The 19025-nt window shown below is 72.7% G+C and carries 18 protein-coding genes and 1 riboswitch; of the genes, 10 read left to right on the plus strand and 8 right to left on the minus strand.

Annotated elements, in window-relative coordinates; genetic code table 11:
- Window positions 1–49: 49 nt before the first annotated feature.
- Genes EER34_RS04925 through EER34_RS04935 form a run of 3 tightly spaced genes read left to right on the plus strand, consistent with a single transcriptional unit; the run spans window position 50 to window position 1635 of the window.
- The gene (locus tag EER34_RS04925) at window positions 50–394 is read left to right on the plus strand and encodes a DUF488 domain-containing protein (protein ID WP_127473419.1); all 345 of its coding nucleotides are present in this window, start codon (window positions 50–52) and stop codon (window positions 392–394) included.
- A gap of 6 nt (window positions 395–400) precedes the next feature.
- Window positions 401–1126 (plus strand): aminoglycoside 3'-phosphotransferase, encoded by a 726-nt coding sequence (locus EER34_RS04930; RefSeq protein WP_127473420.1) that lies wholly within the window; start codon window positions 401–403, stop codon window positions 1124–1126.
- Window positions 1123–1635, plus strand: coding sequence for an SRPBCC domain-containing protein (locus EER34_RS04935; RefSeq protein WP_127473421.1), 513 nt, complete (start codon window positions 1123–1125; stop codon window positions 1633–1635). Before EER34_RS04930 ends, EER34_RS04935 begins: the two co-directional genes overlap by 4 nt.
- A 12-nt stretch (window positions 1636–1647) precedes the next feature.
- Here the strand turns inward: EER34_RS04935 and EER34_RS04940 are convergent, their stop codons facing one another.
- The 3 genes from EER34_RS04940 to EER34_RS04950 all read right to left on the minus strand — a co-directional run bounded on the left by EER34_RS04940 (window position 1648) and on the right by EER34_RS04950 (window position 4542).
- Complete coding sequence (locus tag EER34_RS04940; RefSeq protein ID WP_127473422.1) at window positions 1648–2439, minus strand: energy-coupling factor transporter transmembrane component T family protein; 792 nt, start codon at window positions 2437–2439, stop codon at window positions 1648–1650.
- Window positions 2436–3890, minus strand: a complete 1455-nt coding sequence (locus EER34_RS04945; protein ID WP_240642124.1) for an ABC transporter ATP-binding protein — start codon at window positions 3888–3890, stop codon at window positions 2436–2438. Before EER34_RS04945 ends, EER34_RS04940 begins: the two co-directional genes overlap by 4 nt.
- Window positions 3891–3894: 4 nt before the next feature.
- Complete coding sequence (locus EER34_RS04950; RefSeq protein ID WP_127473423.1) at window positions 3895–4542, minus strand: ECF transporter S component; 648 nt, start codon at window positions 4540–4542, stop codon at window positions 3895–3897.
- A riboswitch (TPP riboswitch) is annotated at window positions 4536–4645 on the minus strand. Its footprint overlaps the gene before it by 7 nt.
- Window positions 4646–4681: 36 nt before the next feature.
- Here EER34_RS04950 and EER34_RS04955 point away from each other — a divergent pair.
- On the plus strand, window positions 4682–6274 hold the full coding sequence (locus tag EER34_RS04955; RefSeq protein WP_127473424.1) for a D-alanyl-D-alanine carboxypeptidase family protein: 1593 nt from the start codon (window positions 4682–4684) through the stop codon (window positions 6272–6274).
- A 47-nt stretch (window positions 6275–6321) separates the two neighbouring features.
- Window positions 6322–6687 (plus strand): VOC family protein, encoded by a 366-nt coding sequence (locus EER34_RS04960; RefSeq protein WP_127473425.1) that lies wholly within the window; start codon window positions 6322–6324, stop codon window positions 6685–6687.
- A gap of 15 nt (window positions 6688–6702) precedes the next feature.
- Here the strand turns inward: EER34_RS04960 and EER34_RS04965 are convergent, their stop codons facing one another.
- The 4 genes from EER34_RS04965 to EER34_RS04980 form a co-directional block, all read right to left on the minus strand.
- Window positions 6703–7629 carry a DnaJ domain-containing protein gene (locus EER34_RS04965; protein WP_127473426.1) on the minus strand — a complete coding sequence of 309 codons (927 nt, stop codon included), beginning with the start codon at window positions 7627–7629 and terminating at the stop codon, window positions 6703–6705.
- A 67-nt stretch (window positions 7630–7696) separates the two neighbouring features.
- Complete coding sequence (locus EER34_RS04970; RefSeq protein WP_127473427.1) at window positions 7697–8245, minus strand: hypothetical protein; 549 nt, start codon at window positions 8243–8245, stop codon at window positions 7697–7699.
- Window positions 8242–9060: an LssY C-terminal domain-containing protein gene (locus tag EER34_RS04975; RefSeq protein ID WP_127473428.1), complete on the minus strand. Its 819-nt coding sequence runs from the start codon at window positions 9058–9060 to the stop codon at window positions 8242–8244. Before EER34_RS04975 ends, EER34_RS04970 begins: the two co-directional genes overlap by 4 nt.
- Before the next feature lies 1 nt (window position 9061).
- Window positions 9062–10141, minus strand: coding sequence for an enoyl-CoA hydratase/isomerase family protein (locus EER34_RS04980; RefSeq protein ID WP_205791378.1), 1080 nt, complete (start codon window positions 10139–10141; stop codon window positions 9062–9064).
- Between the two features lie 142 nt (window positions 10142–10283).
- Here EER34_RS04980 and EER34_RS04985 point away from each other — a divergent pair, with 142 nt between their 5' ends.
- Window positions 10284–12305 carry an ATP-binding cassette domain-containing protein gene (locus EER34_RS04985; RefSeq protein WP_127473430.1) on the plus strand — a complete coding sequence of 674 codons (2022 nt, stop codon included), beginning with the start codon at window positions 10284–10286 and terminating at the stop codon, window positions 12303–12305.
- Window positions 12302–13120, plus strand: a complete 819-nt coding sequence (locus tag EER34_RS04990; RefSeq protein WP_127473431.1) for an ABC-2 transporter permease — start codon at window positions 12302–12304, stop codon at window positions 13118–13120. The genes EER34_RS04985 and EER34_RS04990 overlap by 4 nt, the downstream gene beginning before the upstream one ends.
- Before the next feature lie 28 nt (window positions 13121–13148).
- Here EER34_RS04990 and EER34_RS04995 read toward each other — a convergent pair whose 3' ends face one another.
- The gene (locus tag EER34_RS04995; RefSeq protein WP_127473432.1) at window positions 13149–13613 is read right to left on the minus strand and encodes a hypothetical protein; all 465 of its coding nucleotides are present in this window, start codon (window positions 13611–13613) and stop codon (window positions 13149–13151) included.
- A 112-nt stretch (window positions 13614–13725) separates the two neighbouring features.
- Between EER34_RS04995 and cofG the strand changes: the two genes are divergently transcribed.
- Genes cofG through fgd form a run of 3 tightly spaced genes read left to right on the plus strand, consistent with a single transcriptional unit; the run spans window position 13726 to window position 18931 of the window.
- Window positions 13726–16434: a 7,8-didemethyl-8-hydroxy-5-deazariboflavin synthase CofG gene (cofG, locus tag EER34_RS17710; RefSeq protein WP_240642231.1), complete on the plus strand. Its 2709-nt coding sequence runs from the start codon at window positions 13726–13728 to the stop codon at window positions 16432–16434.
- Window positions 16431–17921: a flavin-containing monooxygenase gene (locus EER34_RS05010; protein WP_240642125.1), complete on the plus strand. Its 1491-nt coding sequence runs from the start codon at window positions 16431–16433 to the stop codon at window positions 17919–17921. The genes cofG and EER34_RS05010 overlap by 4 nt, the downstream gene beginning before the upstream one ends.
- Window positions 17918–18931: a glucose-6-phosphate dehydrogenase (coenzyme-F420) gene (gene fgd, locus EER34_RS05015; protein WP_127473433.1), complete on the plus strand. Its 1014-nt coding sequence runs from the start codon at window positions 17918–17920 to the stop codon at window positions 18929–18931. The genes EER34_RS05010 and fgd overlap by 4 nt, the downstream gene beginning before the upstream one ends.
- The last annotated feature ends 94 nt before the right edge of the window (window positions 18932–19025 follow it).

Below are 19025 nucleotides of genomic sequence, written 5' to 3' on the forward strand. Positions count from 1 at the left end.
GAACGCACGGGATGCCACATCCAGGCTAGTCGGCGGGCATCATGGTCGCATGGCGGTGACGATCAAGCGGGTCTACGACGCCCCCTCACCCGATGACGGGTTCCGCGTGCTCGTGGACCGGCTCTGGCCACGCGGGCTCACCAGGGAGCGGGCTGCCGTCGATCACTGGGCGAAGGATGCCGCGCCCTCGACGGAGCTGCGCCGCGCCTATCACCGGGACGGGCTGCCCTGGGAGGACTTCGCCTCGGCCTACCGCGTCGAGCTCGCGGCGAATCCCGCCGTCGACGCGCTGCGCGACGAGCTCTCCCGGCATCCGGTCGCCACCCTCCTGTACAGCGTCCACGATGCCGAGCGCAACCACGCCGCGGTGCTCCTCGACGTGCTCGAGGCCTGATCCCCCGTGTCGATCCCCGTCGAGCCGATCGCCGTGCCGGATCGCGTGCGTGCGCTCGCGCGCGGCGCCCGCCTCGTGCCCGTGTGGCGCAACGACCACGGGGGTGTGACCTTCCGCACCGACGACGAGCGGTACGTCAAGTTCGGTCCGCGCAACGCCGAGTCGTCGCTCGCCCAGGAGACCGAGCGCCTGGAGTGGGCCGGGCGGTGGGCCCGCGTGCCGCACGTGCTCGAAGCCGGTGCCGACGACACGCACGAGTGGCTCGTGACGCGGGCGATCCCCGGCGAGAGCGCGGTGGCGCCACGCTGGATCGCCGACCCGGCGACGGCGGTGCGCGCGGTCGGCGAGGGGCTCCGCGCGCTGCACGACGCTCTGCCGGTCGCCGAGTGCCCCTACGACTGGACCGTGCCCGCCCGCATCGCGAACGCGGCGGGGCGGGGCATCCGCGTCCCCGACGCCCTGCGCGAGCCGCCGCCGGTCGACATGCTGGTCGTGTGCCATGCGGATGCCTGCTGCCCCAACACGCTGATCGGCGACGACGGGCGCTGGGCCGCCCACGTCGACCTGGGGCTGCTCGGCCTCGGCGATCGCTGGGGTGACATCGCCGTAGCGTCGATGAGCACCGAGTGGAACTATGGACCCGGATGGGAGGACGCCCTCATCGAGGCGTACGGCGTCGAACCCGACCGCGCGCGTCTGTCCTATTACCGGGAGCTGTGGAACGCGACATGACCGAACGCACCGACATCACCGGCACCGTCACCGACATCGACGGACACCCGAACCTCGTGCTCACGCGCACCTTCGCCGTTCCGCCGGCCGACGTCTGGCGCGAGCTGACGCAGTCCGCGCGGCTCGAGCGGTGGATCGGCCGCTGGGAGGGCGATCCGAAGAGCGGCCGTGTGGCGTTCTTCATGACCGCGGAGGACGAGGAGGCGCCGCCCGAGGAGTACACGATCCTCGAGTGCGACCCGCCGCGGCGCTTCGCCGGCGACACCTCCGCGGCATCCGGATCGTGGCACCTGTGGTTCGAGCTCATCGAGAAGGGAGAGGCCACGCTCCTCGTGTTCGGACAGCGCCTCAATCCCGGCGAGGACGTCGGCTCCATCGGGCCCGGTTGGGAGTACTACCTCGACCGCCTCGTGGCGGTGCAGAAGGGGCGGGATGCCTCGACCGTCGCCTGGGACACGTACTTCCCCGCGATGCAGCCGGCCTATCAGGCGCTGGTCGCGGGGGGCTGACCCGCGCGGGGCTCACACCCCGGGTCCGAGGATGAAGTTCCACGTGCCGGCGGCGAGCGCGGCGAACGTCGCCAGGAGCGCGATCGCGAGGCCGACGCCCATGAGCGTCCACTCCGTGGCGCCGAACGGCGACTCGCGAGCCCAGGTGCGTGCGCCGGGGGCGCCGAAGCCGCGGGCCTCCATCGCGGTCGCGAGCTTCGAGCCCCGCCGGATCGAGAGCACCAGCAGCGCGAACGCCATGCCGAGGAACCGCCGCACCCGGCCGCGATCGGCGACGCCGCGCGCGCGCCGCGCGAGTTCGAGCGCGCGCCAGTCGTCGAGGAACAGACCGACCATGCGCAGCCCGGCGAGAGCGCCCAGCACGAATCTCGCGGGGAGCTTCAGGACCTGACCGAGCCCGTCTGCGAGGTCGGTGGGATCGACGGTCGCGAAGAGCACGACCGACGGCAGCGCGATCGCGAGGACGCGGATCGTCGTGGCCAGCGCGAGGACGAGAGATCCTTCGCTCACCGTGACGAAGAGCCACTGGGCGTACACCTCGCCGCTCGTGCGCCCGTAGAGCGCGATCGTCAGCCCGGTCAGCGGTGCGAGCGCCCACACGATCCAGGTGCGGGCCCAGAACTCCCGCCCGCCGAGGCCGGCGAGCGGCAGGAGGAGGAGCTCGAGCACGAGCGCCACGGTCGCCGACACAACGTCGAGCGTCAGCACGAGCGGGATGGTGATGAACGCGGCGGCGCCGAGCTTCGCGACGGGATTGACCCGCGACATCCGTCCGGTCCGAGCGCGGGTGTCGAGAAGGGTCATGCCGCCCCCAGCTCGAGGCGATCGGCGCCGAGCGCCTCCACCACGTCGAGATCATGGGTGATGGCGACGATCGCGGAGCCCTCGTCGCGCAGCCGGGCCAGCAGCGCGACGAGCTCTGCCCAGGTGCGGGCGTCCTGACCGAACGTCGGCTCGTCCAGGACGAGCACGCGCGGGGCGGTGGCCAGAGCCGCGGCCACGGTCAGCCGTCGCTTCTCGCCCCCCGACAGCGTGTAGGGATTCGCGCGGGCGAGCGGCGCGAGACGCAGTCGCTCGAGGAGCTCGTCGACGCGCCCGGCCGTCTCGGCCTCGGGCAGGCCGAGCGCCCGGGGACCGACCTCGAGCTCCTCCTTGACGGTCTTCGCGAGGAGCTGGTGCTCCGGATCCTGGAAGACCGTGCCGATGCGCGTGAGCAGCTGCCGCGACGCCCACCGGATCGGCGTGGGTCCTGCGCCGTCGGCGAGCGCGGCGGCGGCGGTCAGGGACCCGGATGCCGGCGCCAGAAGTCCCGCGAGCGTCAGGCCGAGCGTCGACTTGCCCGCGCCGTTGGGACCGGTGATCGCCAGCGCGGCGCCCGCGCGCACGCCGACGTCGATCCCGGACGCCACGGGATGCCCGGCGACCCGCTGCACGGCGAGGTCCGCCGCCGTCAGGAGGGACTCGCCGGGAGGCCGCCGCGGCGCGGGCGGGCGCGCGGGAGGGATGCCGGGCACCCACACCCCCCGCGCCGCCAGACCGGCACCCTCGCGATCGAGGACGTCCGCCGGCGAGCCGTCGGCGACGACGCCGCCGTCGCCGAGCACGATGACCCGCGAGACCACCGGCAGCCACACGTCGACGCGGTGCTCGACGACGACCAGGGTCGCCGGGTGGGCGTCGAGCAGCCGGGTGACGGCATCCCGCACCTCGGCGACCCCGGACGGGTCGAGGTTCGCGGTCGGCTCGTCGAGCAGCACGAGACCCGGCTGCATCGCCAAGAGCCCGGCGAGCGCCAGCCGCTGCTTCTGCCCGCCCGACAGCGCCTTCGTCGGGCGATCGAGCGGAACGTCGAGTCCGACCGCGTCGAGCGCCGCCGCGACCCTCGGCCAGATCCGCTCGCGCGGGATGCCGAGGTTCTCGCACCCGAACGCGACGTCGTCCCCGACCCGCGCGAGGATGACCTGCGCGTCGGGATCCTGCAGGACGAGTCCGGCACGACCCCTCGCCTGAGCCGCGGGCAGGCCGTCGATCAGGAGGGCGCCGGCCTGCTCGCCCTCCTCGTCGCCGCCGAGCACGCCGGCGAGTCCGTGGAGGAGTGTCGATTTGCCCGATCCCGACGCCCCGAGCAGCAGCACCCGTTCACCGGGCTCGATGCGCAGCGAGGCATCCCGGATCGCCCACGCGTGGCGAGACGCGTGACGCCAGCCCCACCCCGCGGCCTCGACGGCGGCGGGACGGGGAATCGCGTCGGACACGTGCCTAGACGCGGGCGCGCGCTTCGCGCCCGGAGGCGAAGCGGTCGAGCGCGCCGGTCTTGGCGAGGCCGCGCGCGAGCAGCCACGACAGGGCGCCGGCGATGACGGCTCCCGAGATCGACGTGCTCACGAGGTACACGACGACGAACGACAGGTCGGCTCCGGCGTACCAGAGCAGCAGGTTGTTGATCCCCCCGGCGAGTGCGGCCCCGATGCCCGCGAGGACGGCCACCGGGAGCGACCAGCGGCGGTAGAAGAACAGCAGGAAGATCAGCTCGGCGCCGATGCCCTGGATGAGGCCCGCCTCGAGCGTGAGGAACGCGCCCCACGTGTTGCCGATGAGGGTGAGCGCCGAGACGCCCGCCGCGACGACCTCCGTGAACACCGCCGCTCCGGGCTTGCGGATGATGAGGGCGCCCAGGACTCCCGCGAACAGCCACGGACCGTCGAGGAGACCCTGCAGTCCGGGCAGCAGCGGCTCGAGGAGCGCGCTCGGGCCGCGGTAGGCGATGTTCCACAGCAGGAAGATGAGGCCCGATGCGACGCCGACGACGCTCGCGACGACGATGTCGACGACGCGCCAGCGGTACGGATTCGCCGGTGGCGACGCGGGTGCCTGCGTGGACGTGGATACGGACGTGGACGCGTGCATCTGATGCTCCTCCCTGCGCCGGCATGATCCGGATCAGGTTCGACGGTCGAAGCGTGGATCGCTTCCTCTCAGCCCGGCTCACCGGACTCCCGTGGTTGTGCCGACGAGTATACGCCGCACGGGGAGGTATCTTGAGCGGGTGACTCCGGATGACGCCCCAGCCCCGTCGCGCGGTGCGCGCCGGGTGCCGACGGCCGAGATTCCGACCGTCGGAATCGAATCGGATGCCTCCGACCGCGTGCTCACGCTCGAGCCCGGGTCCGTCCCCCCGACGCTCGAGCCCAGCTCGATCGCCGCACCCCCGACCGGCATCGACGACTCCGCCACGATGAACCCGCTCGGCCCCCTCGACGCGCCCGACGACGACGGCGCCGCGACGACGACGGAGGACGGACGGCCCCTCGCCCTCGCGTGGGTGGACGAGCGCAGCGTGGGTCTCCCCCGCGTGCCGGACGACCTCTCGACCGCGGCGACCGCCTACGTCCCCGTCGAGCCCGACCTGCTGGCCCATCTGCCCCGCCAGTCGCCCTTGCGGGCCGGCGTCATCGTGCCGACCGTCATCATCGCCGGCCTCGTGAGCGCCTACGCCGCGACCACGCTCCTGTGGCCGCTGCACGCCGTGGCGCCGATCGTCACAGCCGTCGCGGTGCAGCCGAGCGCAGCCCCCGCGACGGCGCCCCCGTGGCCGTCCGCGGGCAGCGCCGCGGTGTCCGTCGGCGGGATCCAGGGCTCGGCGGCCTCCGCGGCCGACGCGCACTCGATCGCGAGCATCACCAAGGTCGTCACCGCGCTCGTCGTGCTCGACGAGATGCCGCTCGCGCTCGGCGAGCAGGGACCCGAGTACCGCTTCGACTACGGGGACTCGCTCGCGTACTGGCAGTACCGCGCCAACGGCGAGTCCGCCCTCGACGTCCCCGTCGGCGGGACGCTGACGCAGTACCAGCTCCTCGAGGGCATGCTCATCGGATCCGCGAACAACTACGCCGACCGCCTCGCCGCGAACCTCTTCCCGTCGGACGGGGTGTTCGCCGACGCGGCGACGTCGTGGCTGTCCACACACGGCGTGCCCGGCGTCACGGTCGTCGAGCCGACCGGGATCGACCCGCGCAACACCGCCACGCCCGAGGCGCTCCTCACCCTCGCGCAGAAGGCGCTGGCCAACCCCGTCATCGCCGAGATCGTGGCCAAGAAGTCGGTGGACCTTCCCGGGGCAGGGGCCGTCGAGAACACGAACGGCCTGCTGGCCGATCCCGGCGTCCTCGGCATCAAGACCGGCACGCTCGACGCGTGGAACCTGCTGTCCGCCAAGGAGATCGTCGTCGGCGAGACCCCGGTCCGGATCTACGCGTCGGTGCTGGGCCAGCCCGACGACGAGGCGCGACTGGCCGCATCGCGGGCGCTGTACACCCAGCTGGAGCAGGAGCTCCAGCTCACGCCCTCGGTTCCGGCGGGCACGCTCGCCGGCACCGTCGACACGGCGTGGGGTGAGCACGTCGACATCCTGACAGCCGACGACGCATCGGTCGTGCTCTGGAACGGAGCATCCGGGACCGTCGCGACGACGTACGCGCTCGAGGAGAGCCGCGAGGAGGGCGACACCGTCGGGTCCCTCACCGTCGACGGTCCGCTGGATGCGGCCGCCGTCGACCTGCGGCTCGCCGACGACGTCGCGGCTCCGAGTGCCTGGTGGCGCCTCACCCACCCGCTCGAGCTCTTCGGCCTGACCGACTGACGTCGGTGAGGCTGCGCCGTGTCGGCACCGGGTGGTAGACCGGGCGCATGCCCACGCACAACCACATCGATCTGATCGAGTTCCCTGCGGCCGACGCCGAGACACTGAAGGCCGCGCGAGGCTTCTACGAGGCCGCCTTCGACTGGAGCTTCACCGACTACGGCGAGTACCTCGACACCCCCGACAGCGGCGTCGTCGCGGGGTTCAACGGCATCGCCGACGCACAGCAGCAGAAGATGCCGATGGCGGTGCTCTACGTCACCGACCTCGAGGCGGCGCGCGCCAGGGTCGAGGCATCCGGCGGAACGATCATCCATGAGATCTACGGATTCCCCGGCGGCCGGCGGTTCCATTTCGCCGATCCCGCGGGCAACGAGCTCGCCGTGTGGTCCGAAGCCTCTCCCGACGTCTGAGCCCGCCCAGCGCCGTCAGGCGAAGCGCACGGCCTGCTGCAGGCGTGTGCGCACGTCGAAGACCTCGTTGCCGCCGATGGCCCGAACGCCGGTGATCCCCCGGCGCAGCACGGCCGCGAGAGCGCTGCGCGACACCACGGCGACCGGGGTGCCCCGCACCTTGCCGATCTCCTCGATGACCTGGAGCACGTCGTCATCGGGGAGCACGACGATCGCGCCGCTGAATCGCACGCCCGCCGCCCGGGCGATGCCGCGCATCCGGGCCACGAGCGACGCGATCGGCGCTCCGCCGACCCCGTCGCCGATGAGCTCACCGCGCCGCAGGCGCACCGGCCCGCCGAAGTCCTCCGAGAGGATGCCGTACAGCCCGCTCGGGCCGAGCACGATGTGGTCGATCTTGGCGTCGGAATCGGTGTTGGCGCCCGAGGGAGCGACGTCATGCCAGACCGTGTAGCCCATGCCCAGGTCGGCGACGATGCGGGCCGTGGCCTCTTCGGCGAGCGCGTCGGCGAGGAGGCGGCGCAGCTGCTGCGGGGCCGAGCGCACGAGAGCCGGGTCGTAGGGATCGGCGAGCGTGACGCCGCGACCCGCCCACTCGCGGATCAGCGTCAGGTAGCGTTCGCGCCGCCAGCCGCCGGGATGACCATAGGACCGGGCGCGCGGCCGGGTGTCGGTGCGCGCCGCCGGTGCGCGCCAGCCCGACCACTCGGGTGCTGGGGCGTCGCCGAAGCCGTGGCCGCGGTCGTACGCCGCGCGCGCTTCGGCGGTGCCCACGAGCTCCCACGCCCGCTGCACCTGGATGAAGAGGGCCGCATCGCCGCCGGTGTCGGGATGGGTCTGGCGCAGCCGAAGACGGTACGCCCTGCGCAGCGACTCCTCGTCGACCGTCGGGTCGACCTCCAGAACCTCGTAGGCCGAGGCGGACAGCGGACTGTCGAACACGCACCCTCCCCCTCGCGCCGTCCCATGCGGCGGATCTCAGGGTATGCCACGTCGCCGTGGCCGGGGCTCAGCGTCGCTGGTTGCGGCGCGCGTACGCGGCGGCGCTGCGGCTCGACAGCGCGAGCAGGACGAGGATGTCGATCGCCAGCGACACGAACGCGCCCTCGAGCGCGATCTCCTGACCCTGCGCCCACCACGCGACGAAGGTGGTGCTGATCGACACGACCGTGAACAGCATCACGATCACGCGGGCCCAGTTCCGGCCGCGGTAGACGAACACGGCGAGCAGCAGGTCGGCGAGCAGAATCGTGCCGTACACCCCCACCAGGACCCACAGGGCCGCCTGCTGGCCCTCGGGTGTCGTCGCGAAGCCCTCGAGGACGGTGCCGGGGTCGGCCATCAGGTCGTCCCAGCCGATCGCCAGGCCCACCACCACGAGCACTCCGGCGACGACCCGCAGGAGCACGAGCGCCGTGCCGGCCACGATCGAGATCGGACGACGCATGTCCGGGTCGTAGGCGGTCGGCTTCAGCAGTCGTGCGGCCGGCTCGAACGCCGGGCGCTTGCTGGGCGCGGGCGCCGTGCTCCGACGGGACGGATCCTGCGACGCACTCACCTTGTCACCGCCCGCACGTTCCGCACGTCGACGATCGGCAGGTCGCCGTCGGTCGTGATGCTGTCCCCGCCGCCGTTGCGCGCGTGATACCCCGTGGCGAAGTCCTCGATGACCTCGAGGGCGACCGCGGGATCGGCATCCCGGACCGTCCTGACGATGTGATCGCGCTCGATGTCGGTCTCGGCGTCGATGCGGTGGGTGACCTGCAGGGTGAACAGCGACAGCCCGACGCTCGTGTCGAAGGTGCCTGCGGCGAGCCAGTCGACCCGTCGGCCGCCGGGGAGCAGCCACCCGTCGGGGCACCGCCAGAACCGCACGTGATGGCGCTGGGCAGGGTTGCCGTCGACCTCCTGCTGGTACGCGAAGTCCTGCTCCCGATCGAACAGGAACAGCGGGCTGACGGGCGCCTCGTGGTAGCTGCGGCGGGTGAGGGTCGACGTGATGATGCGCCACGACGACGAGAACGTGACGGGGTCGGCCTTGGTCCACCCGGCCGAGCGGAGCGCCTGCTCGATCTGCTCGGCCTCGCCGAGGAACGCGAGGTTCACCGGGTCTCCGAGCAGTCCGTCGCTCGTGCGGGTGCGGCCGATGAAGTAGTCGGGCACGTAGATGGTCGTGAGGATGCGGTGCAGCCGGGGCAGTACGAGGTAGGCCAGCAGCACCCAGAACAGGATGGCGAACGGGATGCCCCACCAGCCGACCATGAACGTCTCGGTGAAGCTCAGGTAGGCGAGCCAGATCGCGGCGAGTCCCGCGAAGACGAAGAAGAACCAGTCGACCGCGATCCCGATCGAGTAGCTCCGCCTCGTCGTCATGTCAGCCCCGCGGCACGGACGAGGCCCAGAGGGGCACGTCGGGAAGGTAGGCCAGAGCGGATGCCGCGGCATCCGGGGGCAGGTCGGCGAGGGTCGCCGGCTGCCAGCGCGGCGAGCGGTCCTTGTCGATGACCTGGGCGCGGATGCCTTCGGCGAGGTCTGGCTGCGAGGTGGCGAACCACATCACGAGGCCGTACTCCTGCTCGAGCGCGTCGCGCAGCCCCGGCAGCTCGCGCGACCGGCGCACCGACGCGAGGGTCACGGCGAGCCCCGTCGGCGAGAGCTCTCCGAGCAGGTCGGCGGTCGCGGATGCCTCGGCCTCGGGCCGTGCGCGCAGCCGCTCGACGATGTCGGCGACGGTGTCGCCGGCGAAGGCGTCGTCGATCCACTCGCGCGCCCGCTCGAGCTTCGACGGCGGCGGGGTCTCATCGAACAGCAGCACGAGCTCGGTCGGGCTCGACGGGTCTGCGCGGGTCTCGAGCGCGTCGCGCAGACCATCGAGGTTCGCCGACGGCACGAAGTGGTCGGCGAACCCGGCGTAGATCGCGTCCGAGGCATCCATCACCGCCCCGGTCAGCCCAAAGTACTCGCCCAGGCGCCCGGGGGCGTGAGCGAGCAGCCACGTGCCGCCCACATCCGGCGTGAACCCGATGCGGGTCTCGGGCATCGCGAGCTGAGAGCGCTCCGTGACGATGCGGATCGCGGCGTGACCGGCGACGCCGATGCCTCCGCCCATGGTGATGCCGTCGGCGAGCGCCACGAAGGTCTTGGGGTACTCGGCGATGCGGGCGTTGAGTGCGTACTCGTCGCGGAAGAACAGCGCCGAGTCCTCGGCGCGCCCGCTCGTCACGCGTTCGGCGAGCCCCCGCACGTCGCCCCCGGCGCAGAGACCGCGCTCGCCGGCGCCGTCGAGCAGCACCACATCCACCTCGGTGTCGTGCTCCCAGTCGTCGAGGGCGGCCTGGAGCTGATGGATCATGTCGAGATCGAGGGCGTTGATCGCGCGCGGTCGATTGAGGGTGAGGCGCCCGAGTCCCCCGCTCGCGCGGACGAGGACGGTGGGCTCGGAGACGTCGGTCACGGTCGCAACGTTACCGGGGCGGAACCGAGCGCAGAGGCGGCCCCACGGCGCGCAGCTTCGACCCCCGGCCACATTTCTGCACACCGGCCCGCCGTTTCCGCAAAGATGGGTGGAAATGCTTTCGACGACGAGAGGGTTCGGCATGCCCCACGGACAGGTGCTGGAATTCTCAGGAGTGACGAAGCGGTTCGGCGCCGTCACTGCTGTCTCAGGCTTCACAGCACGTGTCGAACCGGGGCTGGTCACCGGTTTCCTCGGGCCCAACGGTGCGGGCAAGACGACCTCGCTGCGCATCCTGCTGGGCCTGGTGCGCCCGACCGCCGGCGACGCCACGATCGGCGGCGTGCACTACGCGAAGCTGCGGCATCCGCTGCAGACGGTCGGCGCGGTGCTCGAGGCATCCAGCTTCCATCCCGGGCGCACCGCGGCCGCGCACCTCACGGTGTACGCGCAGGCGGCCCGAATCCCGAAGACGCGCGTCGACGAGGTGCTCGGCCTGGTGGGTCTGGCGGATGCCGCCGGCCGCAAGGTCGGCGGGTTCTCCCTGGGCATGCGGCAGCGACTCGGGCTCGCGTATGCGCTGCTGGGCGACCCGGGCGTGCTCGTGCTCGACGAGCCGACGAACGGACTCGATCCCGAGGGGATCAAGTGGATCCGCGGGTTCCTGCGTCAGCTCGCCCGCGAGGGACGGACGGTCCTGGTCTCGTCGCACCTGCTGACCGAGGTGCAGCAGACGGTCGACGCGCTGCTGATCATCGCGCAGGGTCGCCTGGTGTTCCAGGGCGGCCTCGACGAGCTCGTCGACCCGTCGGAGCAGGCGACCGTCGTCGACTCCGCAGACCGCGCGGCGCTGGCCGCGGCGCTCCGCGCCGCCGACGTGCCGTTCGAGGTCCTGCGCTCCGGACTCACGGTGCGGGGAATCGAGCCCGCCGCGGTCGGCCTCGCCGCTGCCGCCGCGGGTGTTCCGCTCTCGTCGCTGCACAAGCGCGGTCCGGCACTGGAAGAGGTGTTCCTCGACCTGGTGAACGGCACTCGACTGCACGCGAGCGCCTCGGGGACCGCGCTGAGCGACGTGATCCCCGCGATCGAGTCGGGCGCGATCGCCGTCGTCACGCCGGACGACCGGGCACCGGATGCCGAGCCCGCCGTCGCCGCCGAGCCCGGCGTCGCTGCGGCCGGCGTCGCTGGGGGCGGCGTCGCCGAGGGGGCTTCGGCTCCCCAGGCGGACGATGACGATCTGCCCGATGCCGCCGACGCGGACACGGCGTCGGTCGCCGCGGAGCTCGACGGAGAGGGCGTGGCCGCCGGCGCGGCTGCCGCGGCCGGAGCCGCCGCCGGTGCGGTGTGGGCCGAGGAGCGGTTCGGATTGGATGATCCCGACCCCGACGCGCGGCCCGCCGCCTTCGCCGTGGCGAGCACCGGCGTGATCGATATCATCCCGACCGGGGCGCCGGTCGAGGGCGACGACGCGGGCGAGGCCGAGGCCGAGGCCGGCCAGCAGATCCCTGACGAGCCGCGACCCGACGGCGGGGTGGAGGACGCCGACGCGGACGCCGATGCCGATGCCGATGACGCCGAGCTCTCCGACGACGACACGTTCGTGTCCGATGGCGACGACCGGCCGTGGGAGGACTACGTCAAGACCGATGCCGACCTCGAGGCGGACCGCTTCTTCGCCGCCTTCGACGCGGAGAAGGCGGCCGCTGCCGCTGCCGCCGCGGAGGCAGAGGCCGAGGTCGCCGCACGCGGCGGCGACGCACCCGCCGTCGACGGAGACGCTGCGGTCGCCGAGAGCGCGGGCGGCGACGCCCCGGCGGAGGCCGAAGGCGGGCCGGCGGTCGAACCGCACCCCGAAGGCGAGCCGGCGGTCGAACCGCACCCCGAAGGCGGGCAGCGCGCGACCGAACCGCACCCCGAAGGCGAGCCGGCGGTCGAGGGCAGGGTGGGCGACGAGTCCCCGGCCGAAGGCGAAGCGGTGCACGATCCGCAGAACGACTGGGGCAGCGACGCGCCTGCCCCGCCGGACGACGGCGGGGACGAGGCATCCGCTCACTCGCACGACACCGAGGACGACGGACTCGGCGCACTCGCGGACCTCTCCCCCGACTGGGTCGAGCACGACGTCCATGAGCACCGCGACGACGAAGGGGGTGAGCAGCGATGAGCCTCACCGCAGCGACCCGCTCCGAGACCACCAAGCAGTTCTCCACCGTGATGTGGTGGCTCCTCGCGGTCGTCCTCGCCGTGTACGTCGGCTCCACGGCGGCCGCGCTCGGCTTCGTCTACGCGGCCGCGGCGACCGGCTCGCTCCCCGGCGACGCGCCCCCGCTGCCGGAGGACGGTCTCGCCGGGCTGCTCTACAGCACGGCGACGTCCGTCGGCTACGTCTTCCCTCTCCTCATCGGCACGCTGATGGTGACCGGCGAGTTCCGCCACAAGACGCTCACTCCCACATTCCTCGCGACGCCGCGGCGCGGTCTCGTGCTCTGGGCGAAGATCCTCGTCGGAGTCCTCCTGGGCGTGCTGTACGGCGTGATCGGGATCGCCGTGTCCGTCGGCGCCTCGGTGGGCTTCCTCACGGGCTTCGGCGTCGATGCCGAGCTGACGTCCGTCGACATCTGGGCACAGTTCGGTCGGATGCTGCTCGCTTACGTCCTGTGGGTCCTCATCGGCATCGGCGTGGGAGCGCTCGTCCGAAACCAGGTGGGCGCGATCGTCGGCGTCCTGGTGTTCACGCAGTTCATCGAGCCCGTGGCCCGACTGGCCGCGGCGTTCGTCGAGGGCCTGCCGGAGGTGACGCAGTACCTCCCGGGCGCCGCGAGCGACACGCTCGTCGGGGCCAGCGTGCTCGCGATGAGCATGTCGACCGGCGACGCCGGGACCATGGAGTGGTGGGCGGGCGGGGTCGTGCTGCTCGGCTACGCGGTGGTGCTCGTCCTGCTCGGGCACCTGTTCAGCTGGCGCCGCGACGTCAGCTGACCCGGCAGACTGCCGGGCCCGCGCGGGGTCAGACCGCCGGAGCGGCCGCGGGCGCCTTGCGCGTACGCGGCTTCTTCGCGGGCGGGACCGGGATCGTGCCCGTCTCTGCCGCGATCTCGACGACGTCGGCGGCCTCGGCGGCGACCTCGACCCGCAGCGCCTGCACGAGGGCGAGCCCATGACGGGTGGTGAGGATGACCCGCTGGAACTCCGGATGGCCGTCGAGGTCGATCACGACACTCGGGCGGTGACGGCGGATGATCGCGAAGTCCTCGCCGCCGGCCGACTTCCAGGTGCCCATCGCGACGACGCCGCGCAGGTGCGTACCGGGGCTCGGGATGCCTCGCAGCCACGTCCACGCGTCTTCGGTGAGCTGCACCTTGGCGATCGTGGAACGCTCGATCACGACATTCCCCTTGCGGAATGCCATCGCGCGCTCTGCCCCGGACAGCACGACTTCGAGCTGCGTGGAGTCGAGCAGCAGCGTGACCATGGGTCTAGTCTGCCAGCGGCCGCCCTCGCCGTCCGGCTCATTTGCTTACAGGAGGGCAACGATAGGCGGCGCCGCGCCGTGCGCACGGTGCGAGACTGGACCGGTGACCTCCGTGGCATCCTCCGTCGTCTCACCGCCGGAGACCGCCCGCGCCCTTGAGCGCGCGGCCGCCGGCGAGCGCCTCGACGCGCCCGATGCCGCCGCCCTCCTGGCGGCGACCGGGGCGGATCTCGACCGGCTTCTCGGCCTCGCCGGGGCGCTTCGCGACGCGGGGCTCGAGGCATCCGGCCGCCCCGGCGTGATCACCTACTCGCGCAAGGTGTTCGTCCCATTGACGACGCTGTGCCGCGACCGCTGCCACTACTGCGTGTTCGTCGACACCCCCGGTCAGCTGCTGAAGAAGCGCAAGCCGGCGTTCATGTCGCCCGATCAGGTGCTCGCCGTCGTGCGGCAGGGTCGGGCGATGGGATGCAAGGAGGTGCTGCTGACCCTCGGCGACCGCCCCGAGGACCGCTGGCCCGAGGCCCGCGCGTGGCTCGACGAGCACGGATTCGCATCCACGCTCGAATACGTCGGGCACATCGCCCGGCTCGTGACCGCCGAGACCGGACTGCTCGCCCACCTCAACCCCGGCGTGATGAGCGCGGACGAGCTGCGGATGCTGCGCCCCACCGCCCCCTCGATGGGCATGATGCTCGAGACGACGTCACGCCGTCTCTTCGAGGAGCCGGGGCAGGTGCACTTCGGGTCTCCCGACAAGGACCCCGCCCTGCGCCTCTCGGTGATCGACGCCGCCGGGCGGGAGCGGATCCCGTTCACGACGGGGATCCTCGTCGGGATCGGCGAGACGCTGCAGGACAGGGCGGAGTCGCTCGTCGCGATCCGCGACGCGCACGAACGTCACCGGGTCGACGGTCAGGGCCATGTGCAGGAGGTCATCGTCCAGAACTTCCGGGCGAAGCCGCGAACGGCGATGCAGGGCGCGCCCGACGCCGAGCTGCTCGAGTACGTCGCCGCCGTCGCCGTCGCGAGGCTCGTGATGGGCCCGCGGATGCGGATCCAGGTGCCGCCGAACCTCTCCGACCCGGCGGAGTTCGACCTGCTCGTGCGCGCGGGGGCCGACGACTGGGGAGGCGTCTCGCCCCTCACGGCCGACCACGTCAACCCCGAGCGGCCGTGGCCGCACCTCGACGACCTCGCCCTGCGCACCGCCGAGCTGGGGTTCGAGCTGCGTGAGCGGCTCACCGCGCAGCCGGAGTTCGTGGTGGGCGCGCAGACCTGGATCGACCCGGCGATCCGGCCGGCCGTGGACGCTCTCGCCGACCCCGAGACCGGCCTGGCGGGCACGGGCGTGCCGTCCGTCGCGCTCACCACGCGCCCCGCTTCCCCCGCTTCCCCCGCTTCCTCCGTTTCGTGTCCCACTTCCCCCGCATCATGTCCCACTTCGTCCCGTTCTGACGCCGCCGAACCGGGACAAACCGGGACACGCACACCCGACAACACCACCCACCCGGGACAAACTGGGACACGCACACCCGACAACACCACCCACCCGGGACAAACCGGGACACGCACACCCGACAGCGCCGCCGAACCGGGACAAACCGGGACACACACACCCGGCGACACCACCCACCCGGGACGAACCGGGACACACACACCCGACAGCACCGCCGAACCGGGACAAACCGGGACACGGATGCCGCCGCCGCCACCGACACCGACACCGACGCGCGCCGCGCCGACGCGCGACCGCAGCGTGTCGAGCCTCGCCGAGACCGCCGCCGCCAACCCCTTGGCGCTCGACGACGCCGAGTGGGCGCTGCTGCTCGAGGCGACCGGCGCAGACCTCGACGCGCTCACCTCGACGGCCGACGACGTGCGGCGGTACACCGTCGGCGAGGCCGTCAGCCTCGTCGTCAACCGCAATCTCACCTCGTCGGGTCTCCGCCGCACCGCGACCGCCGACCCTTCGACCTTCACCCTCGACGACGTCGCCGCCATCGCCGCCGACGCGTGGGACCTCGGGGCCACCGAGCTCTGCGTGCAGGGTCTGCTCCCGGCCGGCGAGGACCCGTCGGGGTACCTCGACATCGCCCGCGTGGTGAAGGACGCCGCCCCCGGCATCCACCTCCACGCATACCGCCCGCAGGACGTGCGCGACCTCGCAGACCGCAGCGGGCTCGGTCTCGACGGCGCTCTCGCGGCCATGCGCGACGCCGGCGTCGACACCGTCCCCGGCACGGGCGTGAAAGTGCTGAGCGAGCGCGTGCGCGCGCTCGTCGCGCCGGGCGACCTCGCGATCGACCTCTGGATCGAGGGCATCACCGCCGCGCACCGTGCCGGCCTCCGCTCCACGTCGGTGCTGTTCTACGGCCACGTCGAGACCGCGGCCGAGCGTGTCGCGCACCTGCGCGCGCTGCGCGCGATCCAGGACCGAGCCCGCGGATTCACCGAGTTCGTGCCCATCCCGCTCCCCGGCCCCGCCGGCGGCGTTCCGCTCGTCGCGGGGCGCGCCGCCCTCGACGAGCACCGGGCGATGGTCGCGGTGTCGCGGCTGCTGCTGTCGGGCAGCATCCCCCACGTGCAGATCCCGTGGACGCGCGTCGGGCGCGAGGCATCCGCCGTCCTCCTCCAGTCGGGCGGCGACGGCCTCGGCGGCACCCTGCTCGACGGGCGGGTGAAGCCCGCGGCGGGCATCGAGCACGGCCTCGAGCTGCCGGTGGCGGATGCCTCGGCCATCGCCGCACGTCTGTTCCGGCCGTTCCGCCTGCGCACGACCGACTACCGCGAGCCGCCGCGACGGGAGTCCGGCCGATGATGCCCTCCACGACGCGGGTCGAGGTCGCGATCGTCGGGGCCGGCTTCGCGGGCCTCGGCATGGCGATCGCCCTGCGCCGTTCGGGCCGGGAGGACTTCGTCGTGCTCGAACGGGCCGCCTCGCTCGGGGGGACGTGGCGCGACAACACGTATCCGGGCGTCGCGTGCGACGTGCCCTCGCACCTGTACGGCTTCGCGTCGCACCCGAATCCTGACTGGTCGGGCACGTACGCGCAGGGGTCGGAGATCCACGCCTACCTCGAGCGCGTCGCCGCCGTCGAGGGTCTCGGTGACCGGCTGCGGCTGGGCACGGCGATGCAGTCCGCGGACTGGGATGCCGAGCACGAGGTGTGGCGGGTCGGGACGTCGGACGGCACCGTGGTCGCCGATGCCCTCGTGCTCGCGTGCGGGCGCCTGACCGAGCCGTCGATCCCCGACATCGCGGGCCTCGGTACGTTCACGGGACCGCTTTTCCACACCGCCCGCTGGGATCACGCCGCCCGGCTGGGCGGGGCCCGCGTCGCCGTGGTCGGCACGGGCGCCAGCGCGGTCCAGCTCGTCCCCGAGCTCGCCCGCACGGCGGCGCACGTGACGCTGTTCCAGCGGACTCCCGCGTGGATCGTGCCGCGCGGCGGGACGGCCTACACCGACGCGGAGCGCGCCGGCTTCGCCGCCGAGCCGGCCGGGCTCGCCGGGCTCCGCGCGGACCTCTACGCCGAAGGCGAGGCCCGGTTCGCGTCACGGTCCGGGGATGCCGCAGCCTCCGCGTCCGCGCGCGCGATCGCCCTCGCCCACCTCGAGGCGCACGTCGCCGACCCGGCGCTGCGCGCGGCGCTCACGCCCGACTACGCGTTCGGCTGCAAGCGCGTGCTGCTGTCGGACGAGTTCTATCCGGCCGTCGCCTCCGACACGGTGACCCTGGTCCCGGACGCCCTCGCCTCGGTCGAGGGATCGACGCTCGTCGCGGCCGACGGCACACGGCACGAGGCCGACGCGATCGTGCTCGCAACCGGCTTCGCCTCGACGCGGCAGCCCTATGCCGACCTCGTGCGCGGCGAGAGCGGCGCGACGCTCGACGGGCACTGGTCGCGGGGCATGACGTCATTCGCCTCGACGGTGGTCGCCGGCTTCCCCAACCTGTTCGTGCTCAACGGCCCGAACGCATCGCTCGGCCACTCGTCGTCGGTCCTCATGATCGAGGAGCAGGCCGCCTACGCGGTGCGCGCGCTCGACCTGCGCGAGACGATCGGCGGCGTGCTGCGCGTGCAGGCGTCGGCTGAAGCCGCGTACACCGACGAGATCGCCGCGGCCGCGGCATCCACGCCCTGGATCACCGGCGGATGCCGCAACTGGTACGTCGACGAGCGCTCGGGGCGGCTCACGCTGCTGTGGCCGGGCACCGTCGACGCGTTCCGAGCGCGGCTCGCCCGGGCCGACGGCTCGGAGTTCTCGGCGCTTCCGGCGCCGCTCGAGAGGAGACTCGCATGACCGTTCCCCTGCGCTTCGGGTACAAGGCCTCGGCCGAGCAGTTCGGCCCGACCGAGCTGCTCGACTACGCGATCCTCGCGGAGGAGGTCGGGTTCGACTCGGTCTTCATCTCGGACCACCTGCAGCCCTGGCTGCACGAGGGCGGTCACGCGCCGGCATCCGTCCCGTGGCTCGGCGCCCTGGGCGCGAAGACCTCGAAGGTGCTGATCGGCACGTCGGTGCTCACGCCGACGTTCCGCTACAACCCCACCGTCGTCGCGCAGGACTTCGCGACGCTCGGCGTGATGTACCCCGGGCGCGTGATCCTCGGCGTCGGGACCGGCGAGGCGCTGAACGAGGCGAACCTCGGCATCGCGTGGCCCGACCCGCCGGAGCGGTTCCAGCGGTTGAAGGAGGCGATCGGCCTCATCCGCCGGCTGTGGTCCGAGGACCGCGTGAACTTCGAAGGCACGTACTACACGGCCCGCAACATCACGATCTACGACAAGCTCGACCAGCCGGTGCCGATCTACATCGGCGCGGCCGGGCCGGCCGCGACGCGCCTCGCCGGGCGCATCGCCGACGGCTTCATCACGACGAGCGGCAAGAAGCGCGAGCTCTACACGGAGACGCTCCTCCCCGCCCTCGAGGACGGCCTGTCGAAGGCCGGGCGCGCGCCGGACGCGATCGACACGCTCATCGAGGTGAAGGTCTCGCTCGACACGTCGCTCGCCGCCGCGCAGGAGAAGACGCGCTTCTGGGCGCCGCTGGCCCTCACGCCCGACGAGAAGATGGGCGTCGACGACCCGATCGAGATGCAGCGCCTCGGCGAAGCGCTCCCGATCGAGCGCGCCGCGTCGCGCTTCATCGTGTCGGACGATCCTGACGAGCATGTCGAGAAGATCGGCTGGTACATCGGCCTCGGCTTCCGCCACCTCGTCTTCCACGACCCCGGGCACGACCAGGCCGCGTTCCTGCGCCGGTACGGCGAGGAGATCCTGCCGCGCCTGCGCGCGAAGTACGGCGCGTGAGCCCGCTGTTCCGGCGGCGGGGACGCACCGGGCCTGCTGCTCCGTCGCCGGAACCGAAACCCGCGCCGGAACCGAAGCCGACACTGGGCCCGGA

This window comes from Microbacterium sulfonylureivorans (genome assembly GCF_003999995.1).
Taxonomy (GTDB): Bacteria; Actinomycetota; Actinomycetes; order Actinomycetales; family Microbacteriaceae; genus Microbacterium; species Microbacterium sulfonylureivorans.

Excerpts from the sequence above, each read along its gene's own strand:
- EER34_RS04925 (WP_127473419.1), top strand. The coding sequence starts at position 50 with ATGGCGGTGACGATCAAGCGGGTCTACGACGCCCCCTCACCCGATGAC.
- EER34_RS04935 (WP_127473421.1), top strand. The coding sequence starts at position 1,123 with ATGACCGAACGCACCGACATCACCGGCACCGTCACCGACATCGACGGA.
- EER34_RS04940 (WP_127473422.1), bottom strand. The coding sequence starts at position 2,439 with ATGACCCTTCTCGACACCCGCGCTCGGACCGGACGGATGTCGCGGGTC.
- EER34_RS04950 (WP_127473423.1), bottom strand. The coding sequence starts at position 4,542 with ATGCACGCGTCCACGTCCGTATCCACGTCCACGCAGGCACCCGCGTCG.
- EER34_RS04960 (WP_127473425.1), top strand. The coding sequence starts at position 6,322 with ATGCCCACGCACAACCACATCGATCTGATCGAGTTCCCTGCGGCCGAC.
- EER34_RS04975 (WP_127473428.1), bottom strand. The coding sequence starts at position 9,060 with ATGACGACGAGGCGGAGCTACTCGATCGGGATCGCGGTCGACTGGTTC.
- EER34_RS04985 (WP_127473430.1), top strand. The coding sequence starts at position 10,284 with ATGCCCCACGGACAGGTGCTGGAATTCTCAGGAGTGACGAAGCGGTTC.
- EER34_RS04990 (WP_127473431.1), top strand. The coding sequence starts at position 12,302 with ATGAGCCTCACCGCAGCGACCCGCTCCGAGACCACCAAGCAGTTCTCC.
- EER34_RS04995 (WP_127473432.1), bottom strand. The coding sequence starts at position 13,613 with ATGGTCACGCTGCTGCTCGACTCCACGCAGCTCGAAGTCGTGCTGTCC.
- EER34_RS05010 (WP_240642125.1), top strand. The coding sequence starts at position 16,431 with ATGATGCCCTCCACGACGCGGGTCGAGGTCGCGATCGTCGGGGCCGGC.
- fgd (WP_127473433.1), top strand. The coding sequence starts at position 17,918 with ATGACCGTTCCCCTGCGCTTCGGGTACAAGGCCTCGGCCGAGCAGTTC.